The organism is Rhodococcus sp. KBS0724 (assembly GCF_005938745.2).
GTDB lineage: Bacteria > Actinomycetota > Actinomycetes > Mycobacteriales > Mycobacteriaceae > Rhodococcus_F.
The window spans coordinates 4,079,511-4,098,336 of the sequence record NZ_VCBX02000001.1; the positions used below are offsets into that span (position 1 = coordinate 4,079,511).

20 protein-coding genes are annotated in these 18,826 nt (G+C 60.9%); 14 read left to right on the forward strand and 6 right to left on the reverse strand.

The window, feature by feature from the left end; all coding sequences use genetic code 11:
- Positions 1-58: 58 nt before the first annotated feature.
- Positions 59-1,576: a leucyl aminopeptidase gene (locus FFI94_RS18695; protein ID WP_138869143.1), complete on the forward strand. Its 1,518-nt coding sequence runs from the start codon at positions 59-61 to the stop codon at positions 1,574-1,576.
- 55 nt (positions 1,577-1,631) lie between these two features.
- Here the strand turns inward: FFI94_RS18695 and FFI94_RS18700 are convergent, their stop codons facing one another.
- Entirely contained in the window at positions 1,632-1,982 is a 351-nt protein-coding gene (locus FFI94_RS18700) for an oxidoreductase (protein ID WP_138869144.1), read from the reverse strand.
- 353 nt (positions 1,983-2,335) lie between these two features.
- Here FFI94_RS18700 and sucB point away from each other — a divergent pair, with 353 nt between their 5' ends.
- The 5 genes from sucB (at position 2,336) to FFI94_RS18725 (ending at position 7,765) form a co-directional block, all read left to right on the forward strand.
- Positions 2,336-4,084: a 2-oxoglutarate dehydrogenase, E2 component, dihydrolipoamide succinyltransferase gene (gene sucB / locus FFI94_RS18705; RefSeq protein ID WP_138869145.1), complete on the forward strand. Its 1,749-nt coding sequence runs from the start codon at positions 2,336-2,338 to the stop codon at positions 4,082-4,084.
- A 108-nt stretch (positions 4,085-4,192) separates the two neighbouring features.
- Complete coding sequence (locus FFI94_RS18710) at positions 4,193-5,080, forward strand: TIGR01777 family oxidoreductase (protein ID WP_138869146.1); 888 nt, start codon at positions 4,193-4,195, stop codon at positions 5,078-5,080.
- A 29-nt stretch (positions 5,081-5,109) separates the two neighbouring features.
- Positions 5,110-5,871 carry a lipoyl(octanoyl) transferase LipB gene (lipB, locus tag FFI94_RS18715; RefSeq protein WP_138869147.1) on the forward strand — a complete coding sequence of 254 codons (762 nt, stop codon included), beginning with the start codon at positions 5,110-5,112 and terminating at the stop codon, positions 5,869-5,871.
- 51 nt (positions 5,872-5,922) lie between these two features.
- Complete coding sequence (gene lipA, locus FFI94_RS18720) at positions 5,923-6,933, forward strand: lipoyl synthase (RefSeq protein WP_138869148.1); 1,011 nt, start codon at positions 5,923-5,925, stop codon at positions 6,931-6,933.
- A 76-nt stretch (positions 6,934-7,009) separates the two neighbouring features.
- Positions 7,010-7,765 (forward strand): DUF4191 domain-containing protein, encoded by a 756-nt coding sequence (locus FFI94_RS18725; protein WP_138869149.1) that lies wholly within the window; start codon positions 7,010-7,012, stop codon positions 7,763-7,765.
- A 66-nt stretch (positions 7,766-7,831) separates the two neighbouring features.
- Here the strand turns inward: FFI94_RS18725 and FFI94_RS18730 are convergent, their stop codons facing one another.
- Positions 7,832-8,305 carry an RDD family protein gene (locus FFI94_RS18730; RefSeq protein ID WP_138869150.1) on the reverse strand — a complete coding sequence of 158 codons (474 nt, stop codon included), beginning with the start codon at positions 8,303-8,305 and terminating at the stop codon, positions 7,832-7,834.
- Positions 8,306-8,519: 214 nt separating this feature from the next.
- Between FFI94_RS18730 and glnA the strand changes: the two genes are divergently transcribed.
- Positions 8,520-9,956 (forward strand): type I glutamate--ammonia ligase, encoded by a 1,437-nt coding sequence (glnA, locus tag FFI94_RS18735; protein ID WP_003941609.1) that lies wholly within the window; start codon positions 8,520-8,522, stop codon positions 9,954-9,956.
- 38 nt (positions 9,957-9,994) lie between these two features.
- Here glnA and FFI94_RS18740 read toward each other — a convergent pair whose 3' ends face one another.
- A complete protein-coding gene (locus FFI94_RS18740) occupies positions 9,995-11,161 on the reverse strand; it encodes a site-specific integrase (protein WP_138869151.1) in 1,167 nt (388 codons plus the stop codon).
- Positions 11,151-11,816: a helix-turn-helix transcriptional regulator gene (locus FFI94_RS18745; protein WP_138869152.1), complete on the reverse strand. Its 666-nt coding sequence runs from the start codon at positions 11,814-11,816 to the stop codon at positions 11,151-11,153. Before FFI94_RS18745 ends, FFI94_RS18740 begins: the two co-directional genes overlap by 11 nt.
- 89 nt (positions 11,817-11,905) lie before the next feature.
- On the opposite strand from FFI94_RS18745, the gene FFI94_RS18750 reads away from it, so the two are divergent.
- Both FFI94_RS18750 and FFI94_RS18755 read left to right on the forward strand, forming a co-directional pair.
- Positions 11,906-12,148 carry a helix-turn-helix transcriptional regulator gene (locus FFI94_RS18750; protein WP_397495464.1) on the forward strand — a complete coding sequence of 81 codons (243 nt, stop codon included), beginning with the start codon at positions 11,906-11,908 and terminating at the stop codon, positions 12,146-12,148.
- Positions 12,149-12,285: 137 nt separating this feature from the next.
- Positions 12,286-13,035, forward strand: a complete 750-nt coding sequence (locus FFI94_RS18755; RefSeq protein WP_138869153.1) for a phage antirepressor — start codon at positions 12,286-12,288, stop codon at positions 13,033-13,035.
- Between the two features lie 40 nt (positions 13,036-13,075).
- Here the strand turns inward: FFI94_RS18755 and FFI94_RS18760 are convergent, their stop codons facing one another.
- Positions 13,076-13,420, reverse strand: coding sequence for an HTH domain-containing protein (locus FFI94_RS18760; RefSeq protein WP_138869154.1), 345 nt, complete (start codon positions 13,418-13,420; stop codon positions 13,076-13,078).
- Positions 13,421-13,857: 437 nt separating this feature from the next.
- Between FFI94_RS18760 and FFI94_RS18770 the strand changes: the two genes are divergently transcribed.
- The 5 genes from FFI94_RS18770 (at position 13,858) to FFI94_RS18790 (ending at position 17,773) form a co-directional block, all read left to right on the forward strand.
- Positions 13,858-14,517: a hypothetical protein gene (locus FFI94_RS18770; RefSeq protein WP_138869156.1), complete on the forward strand. Its 660-nt coding sequence runs from the start codon at positions 13,858-13,860 to the stop codon at positions 14,515-14,517.
- Between the two features lie 493 nt (positions 14,518-15,010).
- Positions 15,011-15,352 (forward strand): hypothetical protein, encoded by a 342-nt coding sequence (locus FFI94_RS18775; protein ID WP_138869158.1) that lies wholly within the window; start codon positions 15,011-15,013, stop codon positions 15,350-15,352.
- Positions 15,352-16,137 carry a hypothetical protein gene (locus FFI94_RS18780; protein ID WP_138869159.1) on the forward strand — a complete coding sequence of 262 codons (786 nt, stop codon included), beginning with the start codon at positions 15,352-15,354 and terminating at the stop codon, positions 16,135-16,137. Before FFI94_RS18775 ends, FFI94_RS18780 begins: the two co-directional genes overlap by 1 nt.
- Entirely contained in the window at positions 16,134-16,478 is a 345-nt protein-coding gene (locus FFI94_RS18785; protein ID WP_138869160.1) for a hypothetical protein, read from the forward strand. Before FFI94_RS18780 ends, FFI94_RS18785 begins: the two co-directional genes overlap by 4 nt.
- Positions 16,475-17,773, forward strand: coding sequence for an AAA family ATPase (locus FFI94_RS18790; RefSeq protein WP_185993245.1), 1,299 nt, complete (start codon positions 16,475-16,477; stop codon positions 17,771-17,773). The genes FFI94_RS18785 and FFI94_RS18790 overlap by 4 nt, the downstream gene beginning before the upstream one ends.
- Before the next feature lie 50 nt (positions 17,774-17,823).
- Here FFI94_RS18790 and FFI94_RS18795 read toward each other — a convergent pair whose 3' ends face one another.
- Positions 17,824-18,780 (reverse strand): hypothetical protein, encoded by a 957-nt coding sequence (locus FFI94_RS18795; protein WP_138869162.1) that lies wholly within the window; start codon positions 18,778-18,780, stop codon positions 17,824-17,826.
- Positions 18,781-18,826: the final 46 nt, after the last annotated feature.

Sequence of the window (18,826 nt, forward strand, 5' to 3'; positions counted from 1 at the left end):
TCAACTCAGGCGTCCGCCCGAACCGGACGCATCGCACACTCACCACGCAGGAGACATCTTGAGCACTCGTACAGCCCGATCATTGGGACCCGACCTGGTTCTCGCCGGAAAGCTCGGCAAGCGCGCCGACGTATTGGTGGTCGGTCTCACATCGGGTCCCGACGGCCCCGAACTCGCCCTCAGCGAAGGCATCGTCGACGAGAACATTTTGGCCGAGGTACTCGACAGCCTCATCGCCGTCGGCGCCACGGGCAAGCCGGAGCAGCTCACCCGAATCCCCGCGCCGAGCGATCTCCCGGTGGTCAGTGTTCTCGCCGTCGGCCTCGGTTCGGCCGAGAAGCTGGGCAGCGAGCAGATCCGTAAGTCGGCCGGCGCCGCTGCACGCTCACTGTCGGGCATCGACACCGCAGCGACGACACTGTCCGTCCTCGACCTCGCCGCCGCAGTCGAAGGATTTGCGCTCGGCGCGTACACCTTCACCGAATTCAAGTCGTCGAAGTCCGCTCCGGGCCCCGACGCTCAGCCCCTCGCTCGCGTCGAACTTCTTGTGCCGTCGCCGCGCGCCAAGGAAACCAAAGCGACGTTGACGCGTTCGGCCGCTATTGCCGAGGCAGTCGCAACCGCACGCGAATTCGTCAACACTCCCCCCAGCCACCTCTACCCGGCAGAGTTCGCGGACCGCGCCAAGGCTCTGGGCATCGAAGCGGGCCTGACCGTTCAGATTCTGGACGAGAAGGCACTCGCGAAGGGCGGGTATGGCGGAATCCTCGGCGTCGGCAAGGGATCGTCACGCCAGCCTCGACTCGTCCGGATGGAATACGCGTCGAAGAAGCGCGGCGCATCCAAGGTCGCACTCGTCGGCAAGGGCATCACGTTCGACACCGGCGGAATCTCCATCAAGCCGGCCGCCGGCATGGAGAACATGACCTCCGACATGGGCGGCGCAGCAGCCGTCATCGCCACCGTGGTGCTTGCTGCGAAGCTCGGCCTGCCGGTCAACGTCGTCGCCTACATCCCGATGGCGGAGAACATGCCGTCGGCCACCGCGCAGCGTCCCGGCGACGTACTGACGCAGTACGGCGGAATCACCGTCGAGGTCATCAACACCGACGCCGAGGGCCGCTTGGTCCTCGCCGACGCCATGGTCCGCGCCGGCGAAGACAACCCCGATTACATGATCGACACCGCAACCTTGACCGGTGCGCAGATGGTCGCCCTCGGCAACCGCACTCCCGGAGTCATGGGAACCGACGAATTCCGCGACCGCGTTGCATCCATCTCCCAGAGCATCGGCGAGAACGCCTGGGCGATGCCACTGCCGGAAGAACTGCGCGGCGACCTCGATTCCAAGGTTGCCGACATGGCAAACGTCACTCCCCACCGTTGGGGCGGCATGCTTGCGGCAGCTCACTACCTGAAGGAATTTGTTCCCGAGGGCGTGCAGTGGGCGCACATCGACGTTGCCGGCCCGGCCTACAACACCGCCGGTCCGTGGGGTTACACGGGCAAGGGCGGCACTGGCGTTCCGGTTCGCACGATGATTTCGGTCCTCGAGGACATTTCGGTCAACGGTTAACCCTTTTGCTGTGCGCCTTTGTTAACCGCCCCGGTTAACAAAGGCGCACAGCACATCAGCTCCCGTCCCGCAGTTCTTCCGTGCGAGCGCGCTTGCGTTCGATGCGCTGACGCTCGTCGTGATCGCGCATACGCTGCGGATATCCCGTCTTGCGTACGTCGTACACGGGAATCTTCAGGTCCTGACCTAGTTTGCGGGCACCGCGCTCACCACCGACCCGGCGACGCGTCCATTCCCCGTACTTGTCGACGAGCACGACTGTGACCTCGGTGACGGTTGTTTCCGGCTCCACGAAAGCCTCGACGCCTTCGTGCGCCTGAGCCCAGTTGGCCAGGTGCTCTGCGTCGCCCTGAGCTGCCAGATGCGCTGCACTGGGTCGGCGTTTGAATCGATCGAACAATCCCACGCGTGGATCCCTCCTCGGTGCCGGGACCGCGGTAGAACCCCGGCCGTATGTCAAGTTTGCCAGCGTTCAACCGCAGCGACCGGCAAGAGACATACCGTTTGGTCCCATTCGCGCGTTACACCTGCTACCTACTGACGGGTAGCGACACACCGAACACCGGTGGCATCCCCCTCAGCGGACGCGCCCGGCGTATCAATGGAAAGATGAACGACGGTGACGCCGCGCCTGCGCGTCGACATCGGCAAAATAGCTACAAGTAGCCGCACGTCGCGCGCAACTCGAGCACAACGCATTAACGACCACAAGTCGACAAATTAAACAACCCGAACACAACTGTCGAGGAGTCAAAAGACATGGCCTTCTCCGTCCAGATGCCAGCCCTAGGTGAGAGCGTCACCGAGGGAACTGTCACACGGTGGCTCAAGCAGGAAGGAGACACGGTCGAAGTCGACGAACCCTTGCTCGAAGTCTCCACGGACAAGGTCGACACCGAGATCCCGTCTCCAGTCGCCGGCGTCCTGACAAAGATTGTCGCGCAGGAAGACGACACCGTGGATATCGGTGGCGAACTCGCTGTCATCGGCGAAGCCGGTGAAGCGCCCGCCGCAGCGGCACCCGCGCCCGCCGCCGAAGCACCGGCAGCAGAAGCACCCGCAGCAGAAGCTCCGGTAGAAGCAGCAGCTCCCGCACCGGCAGCAGAAGCGCCGGCAGCCGCTCCCAGCAGCGGAGCCGAAGGCACCCCGGTGACGATGCCCGCCCTCGGCGAGTCCGTCACCGAAGGAACCGTCACCCGTTGGCTCAAGGCCGTGGGCGATGAAGTTGCCGTCGACGAACCGCTTCTCGAGGTTTCCACCGACAAGGTCGACACGGAGATCCCGTCGCCTGTTGCCGGAATTCTGCTCGAGATCAGTGCGCAGGAAGACGACACCGTAGACATCGGCGGCCAGTTGGCTGTCATCGGCTCCGGCACCCCCGCGGCTGCAGCACCGGCGGCACCCGCACCGGCAGCACCGGCAGCGGCTCCCGCACCCAAGGCGCAAGCCCCCGCACCTACACCGGCTCCCGCAGCCCCGGCTCCGGCAACCCCGGCTCCCGCGCCTGCTGCTCCGGCAGCGCCGGCAGCACCGGCAGCCCCCGCGGCATCGGGTGACAGCAGCCCGTACGTCACCCCGTTGGTGCGCAAGCTCGCCAACGACAATGGCGTCGACCTCGCCACTGTCACCGGCACCGGCGTCGGTGGACGCATCCGTAAGCAGGATGTCCTTGCCGCCGCGGAAGCCAAGAAGGCTCCGGCCGCCGCTGCCCCGGCAGCACCCGCCGCTGCTGCAGCCGCTCCGGCAGCGAAGGCAGCCGCAGGCGTCCGCCCCGAGCTGGCTCATCTGCGCGGAACAACGCAGAAGGCCAACCGGATCCGCCAGATCACGGCCACCAAGACCCGTGAATCGCTGCAGACCACGGCGCAGCTCACGCAGACCTTCGAGGTGGATGTCACCAAGATCGTCGCGCTGCGTGCCCGTGCCAAGGCCGGCTTCATCGAGCGAGAAGGCGTCAACCTGACGTTCCTCCCGTTCTTCGCCAAGGCAGTTGTCGAGGCGTTGAAGTCACACCCCAACATCAATGCCAGCTACGACGAGACGGCAAAGCAGATCACGTACTACGACTCCGAGCACCTCGGAATCGCAGTCGACACCGATCAGGGCCTGCTCTCTCCCGTCATCCACAATGCCGGTGACCTCGGCTTGGCCGGCATCGCTCGCGCTATCGCGGACATCGCGAAGCGTGCGCGTTCAGGTGGACTGAAGCCGGACGAGTTGTCCGGTGGAACGTTCACGATCACCAACATCGGCAGCCAGGGCGCGCTGTTCGACACCCCGATCCTGGTCCCGCCGCAGGCAGCCATGCTCGGAACCGGCGCGATCGTGAAGCGTCCGATGGTGGTCACCGACGAAAACGGCAACGAGTCCATCGGTGTTCGTTCGATGATCTACTTGCCGCTGACCTACGATCACCGTCTGGTGGACGGCGCCGACGCCGGCCGATTCCTCACCACTGTCAAGCAGCGGTTGGAAGAAGCCTCGTTCGAAGCTGATCTGGGCCTGTAAGCACGCTGTGTTTCGGCCGGGGCGCCATCTCCATCAGGAGGTGGCGCCCCGGCTTTTTCAGTACGGTCGTAGAGAGAAGCCCACTGGATCGAAGGAGGCATTTTCCGAATGCGAGTAGTCGTAGCCGGTTCGTCCGGTCTGATCGGAACGGCCTTGGTGTCGTCGTTGCGCTCGGACAACCACGATGTGGTGCGCTTGGTGCGTCGCCCGACCACCGGTCCCGACGAGTCCCGGTGGGACCCCAATCGTGACCGCCTGGACACATCGGTGCTGCACGGAGTTGATGCCGTGGTCAATCTTTGTGGCGTCGGCATCGGCGACAAACGGTGGTCCGGTTCCTACAAGCAAGAGATTCGTGACAGTCGCATCAGTGCGACGGACGTGCTCGCGGACGCCGTCGTCAGCGCAAAAATTCCGGTTCTCGCCAATGCCAGCGCGGTTGGCTACTACGGCGATACCGGCGACCGCATCGTCGACGAGGACTCGCCCGCCGGCACCGATTTCCTGGCGACGACATGTCGTGACTGGGAACTGGCCACCGAACCGGCCCGCAAAGGCGGCGCTCGGGTGGTCAATCTGCGCTCGGGCGTTGTGCTCTCGCCGCATGGCGGAATGCTCGGACGTCTGCGTCGCATCTATTCACTCGGCCTCGGCGGTCGGTTGGGCAACGGTCGTCAGTACTTTCCGTGGATATCACTCGAAGACGAGTGCAACGCAATCAAATTCGCCATCACCAATCCCGCACTCTCAGGTCCGGTAAATCTGACCGGACCCGCACCGGTCACCAATGCACAGTTCAACGACGCGATGTCGCGGATCATGCATCGCCCGGCGCCGTGGATCGTTCCAGGTTTCGCCCTCGAAGCACTGATCGGCGAGTTCGCGAAAAGTGGCATCCTCGGTGGCCAACGGGCTATACCGTCGGCGCTCGAAAATGCTGGATTCACGTTCCGCCACAACACCATCGGTGAAGCGCTGGCGGCCGCACTGAATTGACTTCGCATTCGGGCGTAATCTCTAGTGCCATGAGTAGCGCTGCCGGATCCGCACGATTGTCGCAACTGCCGATCACCGTCGACAACCTCGGGTTGATCGACTACACAGCGGCGTGGGATCGCCAGCGTGAACTGGCCGCGGAGCGCGCGGACAACGTCGGACAAGACAGGCTGCTCTTGCTCGAGCATCCTCCGGTGTACACGGCGGGACGACGAACGGAACCCGCGGATCGCCCCGTCGACGGCACTCCCGTCATCGATGTCGATCGCGGCGGAAAAATCACGTGGCACGGGCCGGGTCAGTTGGTCGGGTACCCGATCGTGAAGCTCGCCGAACCGGTCGACGTTGTGCGCTATGTCCGACTCATCGAAGAAGCACTGATCACGGTCTGCACCGACATGGGTTTGACGTGCGGCAGAATCGACGGCCGCTCCGGTGTCTGGCTGCCCGCTGAACTGTCCGGCGGCCAGTGGAAGCCCGAACGCAAGGTTTCCGCCATCGGCGTTCGCGTCCAACGTGGCGTCGCGCTGCACGGTTTTGCACTGAACTGCAACTCGGTCCTGACCGGATTCGACAACATCATTCCCTGTGGCATCCGCGACGCCGGAGTGACGACGCTGTCGCAGGAACTCGGTCGAGACGTCACCGTTTCCGAGGTCACCCCGGCGGTCACCGAAGCGATCATCGCTGCGCTGGACGGCAACCTGCCCGTCACGGTGCGGGACATCGAACGCGTCACCTTCGAGAAAGCCTCACCTACGCCGACTTTTACTACCGTTCAGTACAGCTGACGCGCTCGCCCGAACCCCGTTGCAGTAATCACCGGGCGTAGGATCACCCTCGTGACTATCGCCCCAGAAGGACGTAAGCTGCTCCGTCTCGAGATCCGAAACGCGGAGACGCCCATCGAACGCAAACCCAACTGGATCAAGACCCGCGCAAAGATGGGCCCCGAGTACTCGGAGCTCAAGGGCCTGGTCAAGCGCGAAGGGTTGCACACCGTCTGCGAGGAAGCAGGCTGCCCCAACATCTACGAATGCTGGGAAGACCGCGAAGCTACCTTCCTCATCGGCGGCGAACAGTGCACACGGCGCTGCGACTTCTGCCAGATCGACACCGGCAAACCCGAGGCCCTCGACCGCGACGAACCGCGTCGCGTCGCCGAAAGCGTTCAGGCCATGGGACTTCGGTACTCCACCATCACGGGTGTCGCCCGCGACGACCTCCCCGACGGCGGCGCCTGGCTCTACGCCGAAACCGTCCGCAAGATCCACGAACTCAACCCGGGCACCGGCGTAGAGAACCTGGTACCGGACTTCAACGGCAAGCCCGAACTGCTCGACGAGGTCTTCGCCTCCCGTCCCGAGGTACTCGCACACAACCTCGAGACCGTCCCCCGCATCTTCAAGCGAATCCGTCCCGCGTTCCGGTACCAGCGCAGCCTCGACGTCATCACCGCTGCCCGCGAGTACGGACTGGTCACCAAGTCCAACCTCATCCTCGGCATGGGCGAAACCCCCGAAGAGGTCACCGAGGCGATGGCCGACCTGCATGCCGCCGGTTGCGACATCCTCACCATCACCCAGTACCTGCGTCCCTCGCCGCGGCACCACCCGGTCGAGCGGTGGGTCAAGCCCGAAGAGTTCGTCGAGCACTCCAAGGCAGCCGAAGAAATGGGATTCGCCGGCGTCATGGCCGGGCCGCTCGTGCGCTCGTCGTACCGCGCCGGACGCCTGTATGCGCAGGCCATGGCCCATCACGGCCGCGAACTCCCCGAAGCACAGCGCCATCTCACCGAGGGCGGAGACGCTTCCCAGGAAGCCAGCTCACTCATGGCGCGCCTCGCTCGCTGATCCACTTTTTGCTGTGCGCCTTTATTAACCGCGGGCGGTTAGTAAAGGCGCACAGCAATGGACGTATCCTGGTCACATGGCGAACGGCAGCAAATCCGGTAAGGGCAAACCCACCAAAGAGGCAAAGGCTGCAGCGAAGGCTGCCCGCAAGCAGGCTTCCAAGGAACGCAGAACTCAGCTCTGGCAGGCATTCCAGATGCAGCGCAAGGACGACAAGCTCCTTCTGCCGCTGATGATCGGCACCCTGGTGGGCGCCGCTCTGGTCTTCTTCCTGGTGGGCCTCATCTGGGGCATCGAGTGGTTCCTGCTGCCGATCGGCCTCGTTCTCGGCATTCTCGGTGCCTTCATCATCTTCGGTCGCCGTGTGCAGAAATCGGTGTACAAGAAGGCTGAAGGCCAGGCCGGGGCCGCTGCCTGGGCACTCGACAACATGCAGGGCGCGTGGCGCGTCACGAATGCCGTCGCCGGCACCACCCAGCTCGATGCCGTTCACCGCGTCGTTGGACGGCCGGGCGTCATTCTCGTCGCCGAGGGTTCGCCGCAACGCGTCAAGGGCCTCCTCGCGCAGGAGAAGAAGAAGACTGCTCGCCTCATCGGCGACACCCCGATCTACGACATCATCATCGGCAACGACGAGGGCCAGGTTCCTCTCTCGCAGCTCCAGCGTTACCTGAACAAGCTGCCGCGCAACATCGACACCAAGCGCATGGACAACATCGAGGGTCGCCTCGCTGCATTGAGCGCGCGCGGCGGCGGAGCAGCTTTGCCGAAGGGCCCGATGCCCGGCGGCGCAAAGATGAAGGGTATGCAGCGCACGATTCGTCGCCGCTGATTCCGCTCACACAAGAATGACCCGAGTCCGTCGAGGACTCGGGTCATTTTTTGTTCTATCGAGTGTTCAGCGTGAGCGAACGAGGAGCGTGCCCGTCGCTCGGTCCTGCATTCCGCGACCGTCGATGTCGGTGATTGTTGCCGGGATGACAAACACGAGCAGCGCCTGGCGAGCGAGAGCGCGAACGAACCCGACCCGGATGGGTCCTTCGATTCGCGCCACCTGCAGACCCATCACGAATTGCCCGGGTGTGAAGTTGAAGAGGGTGAGCGTGAGCACTCCCACGATGAACCACACGATCAAGGTGATGGTCGACGTCTGGCCGTCGAAAAAGTCACCAGTGATCAGTGAGGCAACGCCGACCGCCATGACCCAGTCGATCATGAGCGCGCCCAGGCGTCGGCCGGAGCCGACAAGCGATCCCGGTCCGTCCTGCGGGAAGCCAAGATTCTCACCGCGGTACGCCTGCTCACGTCCATCGGCGTTCTTCGGCAAAGCTGCTTGCGGCCCCGAGAGCCAAGTTCCGGTGATACGTGCCATGCTGTCCAGGATAGGCGTCGTAGCACCGTAGTCCAGATTGCCGTGTTTTAACTGTGGAGCTGATCACACAGATTTCGGAAATCCCCAGGACAATTCGACGTGTAACACTGGCGAAACAAAGGGTTGACGAGCGGGCAACACCAGATACCTACCGTCTGGCTCGACGGATTCAACCTTTCATACAGTTGGCTGAAGCGACTTAAGGAGCACCAGCGTGGCATTCACCACGGCCGAAGAGGTCATAAAGTACATCGCGGACGAGAACATCGAGTACGTCGACATTCGCTTCAGCGACTTGCCTGGCGTACAGCAGCACTTCTCGATCCCCGCGTCTGCTTTCAACCAGGACGTGTTCGAAGACGGCCTTGCGTTCGACGGTTCGTCCGTCCGCGGGTTCCAGTCGATTCACGAATCCGACATGATGTTGCTTCCTGACGTCACCACGGCCCAGATCGACCCTTTCCGCAAGGCGAAGACCCTCAACATCAACTTCTTCGTCCACGATCCGTTCACTCGTGAGTCCTACAGCCGCGACCCGCGCAACGTTGCCCGCAAGGCCGAGGAGTACTTGGTCAGCACCGGCATCGCGGACACCGCATTCTTCGGCGCCGAGGCCGAGTTCTACATCTTCGACTCGGTTCGTTACGACTCCGGCATGAACTCCGCTTTCTACGAGCTGGATTCCATCTCCGGATCCTGGAACACCGGCGCTGAGACCAACGCCGACGGCTCCCCCAACCTCGGCTACAAGGTTCGCGCCAAGGGTGGCTACTTCCCCGTCGCTCCGTACGACCACTACGTGGACCTGCGCGATGAAATCTCCACCAACCTGACCAATGCGGGCTTCGAGCTCGAGCGCGGCCACCACGAGGTCGGCACCGGCGGACAGCAGGAGATCAACTACAAGTTCAACACGCTGCTCGCAGCTGCTGACGACCTGCAGCTCTTCAAGTACATCGTCAAGAACACCTGCTGGCAGCACGGCAAGTCCGCCACCTTCATGCCGAAGCCGCTCTTCGGTGACAACGGCTCGGGCATGCACGTCCACCAGTCCCTGTGGAAGGACGGCAAGCCCCTCTTCCACGACGAGTCCGGCTACGCAGGCCTCTCGGACATGGCTCGCCACTACATCGGCGGCATCCTGCACCACGCTCCGTCGCTGTTGGCCTTCACCAACCCGACCATCAACTCGTACCACCGTCTGGTGCCGGGCTACGAAGCTCCCATCAACCTCGTGTACAGCCAGCGCAACCGCTCGGCAGCCGTCCGTATCCCGATCACGGGCAACAACCCGAAGGCAAAGCGTCTCGAGTTCCGCGCACCCGACTCCTCGGGTAACCCGTACCTCAACTTCGCTGCACAGATGATGGCCGGCCTGGACGGCATCAAGAACAAGATCGAGCCGATGGCTCCGGTCGACAAGGACCTCTACGAGCTTCCCCCGGAGGAGGCTCGCAACATCCCGCAGGCTCCGACCAGCCTCGAAACGGTTATCAACCGCCTCGAAGCCGATCACGAGTACCTGACAGAGGGTGGCGTCTTCACCACCGACCTGATCGAGACCTGGATCTCGCTCAAGCGTGAGCAGGAAATCGCTCCCGTCAACCTGCGTCCGCACCCGTACGAGTTCGAGCTCTACTACGACGTGTGATCTGTATCGGTCGCTGACCTGCGCTGGAACCGGCTGACTTAGCCTTCCGTCCGCAGAGCGTCCGCAGCAGTTTTAGCCGAGTCCATCCGCTTAGTGATCACAGCATCGATCGCAGAGCGGGTGGACTCGTCTGCGTCCGGCCACAGATGGCCGTAGACGTCGAGAGTTGTCTTAGCACTCGCGTGCCGCATCCGTGCTTGAACCGTCTTGATATCTGCACCCGACGCGATGAGCAGCGATGCCAAGTAGTGACGCAAATCGTGGTAGCTGAACTCCTCAGGCAGATCGATCTCCCCCGCGTCCTTCACATCCCGCAATGCTCGCTCGACCAACCATGGCGCCGCGGCTTTGCCCGCGCCATTCGTGACCATCTGCTCGTGCGGCCACTGCTTCACGGATGCCGACAGCATGAGAGCCAGCGTCTGAGGCACCGGAATCGACGCGTCACTCCCTCGGGTCTTCAGCGGTCTGTCCGGCCATTGCCGTTTCGGGTGGACAGCTCCTCTGATGAAATCCACATCATTCACTCGAAGTGCCGACGCTTCGGCGATACGAAGGCCGGCGAATGCACCAAGCAGAATCGCAACCCGATAGTGCTCGGGCATTGCATCGTGCAGCGCCCACAACTGTTCTGTAGTGATGACGTAGACCTTCGCGTGCCCCATAGGCGGCGATGTCCGACGGGAGCATGGGTTGCGACCGAGCAGTCCATCATGAACCGCGTCGCCGAGTATTTGTGACAGCCGCGAATGTAACGCGTACACGTACGAATCCGCGAACCCGTCTGCCTTCAGCTTCGACGTCCAGGTCTTCACTGCCGACGGGCGCACCGCCGCGAGTCGCATCTTCCCGAACTCTGTCGCGATCTGGGCAATGTGAGTACGTGCTTGTCTCACGGTCGAGTCTCGATGGACTTCGTATCCAAGAATCCACTGATCGCACCATTGCTGCACCGTTATCTGGGCGTCACGTGGGGCGACGTGAGTGCCTTGACCGAGTGCGGTCGTGGCCGCATTTAGCCAGATTTGAGCATCGACCTTCTTGTCGAAGCCTTTGGCATGCTCTGTGCCGAGGTCATCGACGTACCGCGCCCGCCAGCGCTTGCCCTTGCCATCATTCGCTGATGGAACCTTCTTTTCGACCTCACCCTCGCGGACGGTTTTAGTCCATCGATCCTCAACGCCAGCGCGCCGATTACGCACCATGTCCGGAACCTTCGGACTGATGGTTCTTTCTAGTCTCTTCGTCGCCACTCTCGAGAATGTTGGTGCGCGCAGCCTCGACTTGATTTCGGTATCGACTGAATCGCGAAGGCGGCAGCGTCATTACGAATCCGTCGTTCGATGGCAAGCCAGACTCTGCACGTGCAACAACGTCTTGAATGACCGATTCCACCGAGTCAGCGACGGTGGCCAGCATGCCTTCGAAAGCATCAATCGAGAGCTGATCTCGAAGGTTTCGTCGTTCATCATCGTCGATTCCGACGGTCAGGGCATTCAACTCTGAACTTAGTTGCCTACCCTTGGCTATCAGTAATTCCATCTCATTGATGTAGGCACCGGTCTGGTTTCCGAGCGTACGAATGCGATTCCCGGCCGACTGATACATCGAGTCAACCGAGAGCCCGAAGGCCTTCGCTATCGCTTCCGCTTCATCCAAACGGATCGCACGAGGGCGTGCCACGTTGCGCAACTCGATTTTCGCAATTGCTGACGGGTGCAGATTTAGCCCAACCCTTTGCAGTTCCCGAGCAAGGTCCGCCTGAGTCCACCCACGAGCCTCACGCTCCTGGCGCACTCGCTTTCCGAACCGATCTTCCGGACCTGCATCCTCAGCACTGCCAACCCAGTCGTTTCCCATACGAGCAAACTATCACCACGAGGAGGTTGCAAGCTACCTTGAACTGGTGTACTTCTTATTTGGCAAGAACAAACCTAATGGAGGAAGCAATGCACCTTTCGAGCCCCGCCCGAACGGAACAAATCGAACCCATGATCGAGAAGCATCTGACCACCACAGAAGTAAGCAAATTGACAGGAATTGCCCCTGGCACCTTGAGATTCTGGCGAAGCGTCGATCGCGGCCCGGCAAGCTTTGCGTTGACCCCAAAGCGGGTCGTGTATCGCCTCAGCGAACTGGAGAAATGGATTGCCGCGAGAGAGGCCGCAACGACTCGCGGCGGCATTCTCTAGATGCCCGCCAACACAAGAAACGACACCAGCCACGCGGCGGCAACCGCATATGTGACTAGCGCCGTTCCGAACTTCAATCTCCTTCAAAGAAAGAGTTCAAAGTGAACAATACAACCGTCCCGAGTGCGAGTGAGGTCGTGGACCTGACTATTCCGGCAGCGCGCACCCAGCGTGACACCCTCGCTGCACGCACCGAAGTGCTCGACAAGGTGAAGGTATTGTCCTTGCTCCCCGACGACATGCATGCAACCACCGAGCAGGTAGCAACCTTCTTTGAGGTTGATGTCGAAGCGATTCGCTGGCACGTGAAGATGAACCGCGAAGAGCTCGAATCAGATGGCTACCGAATCGTCACTCGGTCGATTTTTGAGACGGAGTTCGGCTCCCTCTCAAATTTGAGCCCTCAAGCTCGTCAGATCGCGCTTTTTAATCGGCGCGCAATGACTCGGCTGGCGATGCTGTTCCGCGATTCCCCCGTGGCCCGGCAGGTGCGATCCCACCTTCTCGATATCGAGGAACGTGCCGCCACGCCAAAGCCCAAGAGTGAGTTCGACATCCTGCGCGGAATGATCGACCAGCTCGAAGAATCTCGGCGCGAAGCGTCCGAGGCCAAGGCTCTCGCAATTAAGAGTGAAGCCCAGTCAGCCAAGACAGAGGCACGTCTCGACGCGATCGAGGGGCGTCACGATTGGTTTGCCGGACTTGGCTACGCCCGACTTCATGACCTGAACACCAGTGCCGCCCACCTTCGGAAGGTCGGCCTGAAGGCGACCACGATTGCCAAGCAAAGCGGCATTGAAGCAGTGAAGGTATCGCACCAGATCTACGGAAAGGTGAATTCGTATCCCGCATGGGTCTGGGAACTTGCCTTCGCAGAAGTATCCTGACCCGACGAATTCAACCACGCCAAGCGGCGATTGGGGCTATTCAGTCGCCGCTTCCATCACGCTTCTTCAGCATCTGATCAAGTTCGCTGTCGAGCCGCCTTGCAAGCTCCAATGCCAGTTGAGCATCTGTCGCCGTTGACAGGGTCGTGCCGTCACTGTCCATGAAAGTGAAAACCTCGTCGTGAGTGAGGATTCCAAGTTCCACAAGAGCATCAGCAGGGTTCAAGTTGAGGGCCCGACTAAGGGCAATTAAATCGCCAGCCTCCAGCCCTTCAGTAATCCTGGTCTGAGCAGTCTTCCGTGATACGCCGAGATGGTCGGCTATCTCGGTCACGGTGATTCGCCTTTTGGCCATTTCACTAAACCACTGTCTTGGATCAGGCATGTCCACACTGTAGTGGGTAACTTTTTACCCGTCAAATGTAACCCAACCTGCACGTATGAGTAGTTAACTTCCCGAAAAGTGAGTTACATGGTTGCCATTCACTCGCAACAGGGTTAGTTTTTACCCATATCGAACAGATTGGAGGTGAAAAAGAGAATGTTTTTACTCAGTCTGGACGAGATCGAGAGAGTGAAGCGAGTTAACGGCATCTGCACCTTGCTCGAACTCGAGCGCCGAACGGGGATGACTCGAAAGTCCTGGTCGACCGCAATCCGGACCCGCCGACCGACCCCTCAAATACTCGACGCCCTAGCCGTTCTGGGCGCCAAGCCGTCCAAAGTCCTTATCTCCGAGGAACTTACTTCAGTCCCTTGAGCTGGGCCGAATGGCCGTACATCTGAAGCGTTTACACCAACCACCACGAAAGAAGCACCTACATGTCATCATTCACCAGCCTCGACGCCCTCAAGTATCTCACTGCATTCGTTCAGACACAGACTGATTGGGCCGTGGATGCGATTGGCTGCAACGCGTACTCCGATCTATCCCGCGAAGATGCAGACCGGATCGAGAACGCGATCAGCGATCCGATCGACACCATCGAGCACCTCGCGAAGCACATGCTCGAAGTGGTCCAGGTACTTGAGCCCGGTTTCGATCCTTCAACTGGCAAGTATTCGGACGGCCGCCGGGTCCGCTCACATGTCGAGATCGAATACGGTCGTAGCTTCTCGAATCTGTGGCACTGCGACCCGAATCAGGATTCCGCTCAAACGCTCACGGGGACACTGTCGGCCGACCCCGGCCAGTATCGGGGAACCTACGAGATCTCGATCATTCCGCCGCAGTCAATCGAGGTAACGCTCAAGCCCGCGACATTCGCGTTCTATGCCGAGCCTGTCGAGCCGATCGAGAACGGGGTCGCGTTCGTGGGCTTGGGCGACTTCGACGGCGAGAACGAAAGCATCGCCCTGGATATTGGCGACAGTGTTGAACGTCGGACGGTGTACCTCACCGCCGCGGAGGCCGGCCAGTTGGGCCGGACGTTGGTTGAGTTCGAAGAGCAGCATCCAACCGACACAGACAGCGACCACTAACGCAAGTGTCCCCGGATCTGTTCGAGCAGATCCGGGGACGTGACAAGCAATCCCAACCACCAGAAGGAATTGAATCACCATGATGCTACCAAGTATTCCCACTAGCGCCGAAGTTCTCGCAGAATCCGAGCCGGGCTGGGGCAAAACCACCGTGGCTCTCGCTCAGGCGGTCGGGCAGCTTAATCACAACGCCACGCGGGTTGAGCTAGGCAGGTTCGACGTGCATGACGAAGACGGCACGATCCCGGAACCGGCATGGAGTATCGAGTTTCGCAAGTGTGGGGGTTGCGATGCGTCGATCCACCCCTCCGAAGTACCCCAGTTGATCGATGTACTGACCAAGTTTCATCGAGCATGGCTGGAGTTCGACCCGGAGGCCCCTCGTGACCATCACTGAGTGCATTCTCAGCACCCTCCTCATCATGCAATCTGCGCTGTGGATTTCAGTCGACTTCCGGCGCTTCTGCAGGAAATTCGACGAGTGGGCTGACCGATGACCGAGGTTGATGACTCACTGCCGTGGCCGCCGCCTGACAAGCGGGCGAACGTAATTCGAGAGCTGCGGCGCGAGAACGGGAAACTGCTAGAGATTGTCGTCGGCACCCTGGGGGTCGGTTCTGATACCGACCCCCGCAAGGGGCAAGCCGGCACCAACCGGAAGCGCCACGCGATCGAGATCCTGCAGGCAATCGGCCAGGCCCGCAACGATCGCCACACCGCGCACTACATCCGGCTTGGCCGGCAATACGGACTGACATTCCCGACGATTGCAAACCTCCTCGACATCACCGAGGGCGACGTGCACGAGATTCTGGACAGAACAGGGGTGAAGTAGTGGCTTGGGGACTGACCGACGACAAGCTCCACAGTCATCGGAAAACGCTGCGCATTCCGCGATCAAAGCGGTGTGAATCGATGGGCCTGTGGACGCTCGTAAACAGTTGGTGCAACGACCATGGGACTGACGGTGCTGTCCCGCGGGACATTTGGGACGAGTTCGGGACAACTGTCGAATCGGCCGAACTATTGGTCGCCGCGGGCTTCTGGGAGGACACCGCCGAGGGCTATCAGGTCGTGAATTGGGCCGAGTACAACAAGACTTCGGCCGAGTTGGACGAGAAGCGAACAGCCGAAGCGGAGCGAAAACGCAAGTGGCGTGAAGAGAAGGCCCGCAAGGCCGCCGAGGAAAAGGCCAGATCAGAGGGCAGTCCCCCGAATGTCCCAGCGGGACAAGCGGGACCGTCCGACGATGTCCCATCTGAGTCCGCTCTTACCCATACCCATACCCATACCCAATTAAAAGATATGTCCGAACCTCCGGCATCGAACACGCCGACGAACTCCTACCCTGCCGAGTTCGAGAAGTTCTGGGCTGCGTATCCACGGAAGGAACAAAAGCGGGACGCGTCCAAGGCATGGCAGGCAGCGCTCAAGCGGGCATCGAACGAGGAACTCATCGAAGGCGCGACCAGGTACGGCGCCGATCCCAATCGTGAAAGCCAGTACACCAAGCTTCCGGCTGGCTGGCTCAGAGCTGACATGTGGCTCGACGGCCCGATTCAAGGCAAGAACGGCAACCAGGTTCGGGACGGGAAGTCCGGACTGCTGGTGGAGCGATGAACGGCCATTCCGGGCGCCTGCTCGTCGACTGCCCCGAATGCGCCAAGGCTCAAGGCTGGCAGAACGTAACCGGGATGCGCTTCGCAGCGCAGAACATCCGTCACGAAGCCGAAACCGAGCAAGATCTCGACCTCGCCGAACTGTGCCAGTGGATGGTCGATACGCACTATCCCGATCCGCAGAACGGCAACCACTGCGTTGCCTGCGGCGAGCGCTGGTTCCAGGACGTCAACGCCGGGCCGCTTCAATGCCAGGCGTTCCTTGAGGTCCGAATTCAAAACAACCTGTGGGTAATGCGGAAGGTCTGGAAGATCCGCGAGAAATGGAAGGCGACACGATGAGCGAGCTCAACGATCTGGGCGCCGAGGCCACCGTCCTCGCTGCCGGCCTCGCACAGCGGGGGTTGATCAAAACGATGGTCGAACTCGACCCTGGTGTGTTCACGACACCGATCCACCAGATCATCCACACGGCTCTCGTTGACTGCTTCCGAGCCAACGACCCTCGGGACCACTCAACAGTGTCCAGGCGAGCGATGCAGATGGCAGCAAGCGTGCACCAGTCCAAGGCGGTGGCCGAGTCGATCATGAACATGCTCGGCAAAGGCGAGGACTACGCGATCGGTTTCTACCTCGACCGCCTCAACCACCTGCACACCTTGCGGTCAGTCCGTGACACGGCGCTACGCCTCGTGCACGCCACGGAGGAAGTCGCCGAGACGGAAGATGCGGAAATGCTCGAACTGGGCATCGATCGGGCGCAGGAAGAGCTCGCTGCCGTCAACCGCACCGCAAGCCCCACCGAGGCGGATCTACCGATGAGTCTCGACGAGCTGCTCGGGAAGAAGTTCACGCACGACTGGTTGATCCCAGACTTACTCGAGCGCACTGACCGTCTGATCCTGACCGGCTTCGAGGGCACCGGGAAGAGTTACCTTGTCGCGCAGATGGTCATGACGATCGCCGCGGGCATGCACCCATTCCTGGGCACCCGGGTATCCGATCACAATCAGGTATTGGTGATCGACGCGGAGAACTCGGAACGTCAGACCGGGCGCCGGTATCGGATGCTGCGAGAGAGGATTACAAGGCTCGCCGACAAGTATTCGGTCCCGGTGCCGGACTGGTCGAAGATGGTTCGCTTCGTGATCCGGCCGGAAGGTATCGCGCTCAACGATCCGGCACAGATGAAACGGATCGAACGTGCCATCGCGGCAACGCAACCGAAGTTCGTCGCACTCGGCCCGCTCTACCGTCTGCACAAGCTCGACACCCGCGACGAGCAGGCCGCGAAGGAACTCACCGACGCCATCGACAGGCTTCGCGTGAAGTACAAATTCGCGGTCGTATGCGAGGCGCACGTCGCACACGGTCAGGCCGGATCACAGCGACTCCTCCGGCCGACCGGATCCTCACTGTTCCTGCGGTGGCCCGAGTTTGGTTTCGGGCTTCGACCGGCGCAGGGCACCGAGTCTGAACAGCACCCGTCACGCGTTGACCTCGCAACCTGGCGCGGTGGCCGCGAGGAACGAATGTGGCCGAGCACCCTGCAGCACGGCAAGGAGGACTACCAACTCCCCTGGCAGAACGGCGATCCCGACTACTACGACAAAATGCGAGCGAAGGGGTACCTGTGAGGTTACTGTCGCTCTGGCGTGCCGCCAAATTTCATCTGAGCCAACGGACGCTAGAAAGGCAATCGTGGTGCCATCTCCAGGAACTCGCCATCGTGAAGAGACCGAAAATTCATTGCGATCTTCCAGTCCTGCTCCGGGCAGTTTTCGGTTTTGAAATAGTCCCAGAACCTAGTAATGCTGGTTGTGCCATCCGCGTTCCTGCCGAGCTTATCAATCGCAGTGAATACCACGCTTATTCGCGTCGATGACCGCGTTGCCGAGTGGAGATACTCGTTGTAGTGCTCCTCGAGTAAAGGGCCAACCCACGGCATCGGTATGCGCATGAACACGAAACCTGTTTGCCCTTTCGGGAGTTGGCTACCCGCCCTCTTGATCGTTTGCTTGATGGTTTGCTCGCTAAACTCGGTGTTGTCTTCCTTCGTTTTGGCTTCGATCGCGATCGGCGTCTCGCGAACCCAAAACAGAAGGTCGAAGTCCTCCCCCTTAATGCCGGTCTCACTGACACGATCGACACGCAGCGGAAGTGCCATGAGATAGGTAGCGACGTCCAACTCGAAGGCGGCGCCAGATAACTGGGTCGTGCGCACATGTTCGATCGTTGATGGAAACCAGTCGAAGGTCTGGAGTTGATGAAGTCGACGCGCTAACTCGTGCTTGCGGTGGGAAGTGTACGTACGCAGATATTGGTCAACGTTGGGGAGTTCGTGAGTTGGGTATAAGTAGCCCCGGGTCTGGTCATTGACTTTGCCCATTGTGAAATTCTGTTCGTACCAATGCTGCCCCAAATGGGATGACACGATCGTCGCTGTGAGGATGTCAGCGACCATAGATCGAATCTCTGCTGATGTCCTGTCGGGGTATTGGCGTTTGCAAACCTCAGCCAATGCGTAAACCTCAGAATCAACATGGTTGGTGTAGCGCGCGAGGCACGCTTCGAAAGGCTCCAACTGCTGGGCAGCTGGCAGCTTCGCTACGAAATCTGCATACGTCGGGATCAGAGGCTTCATCGAAAGAAGGTAGCGCATGCCAAAGAACACCCGGCCACAAAGCCCT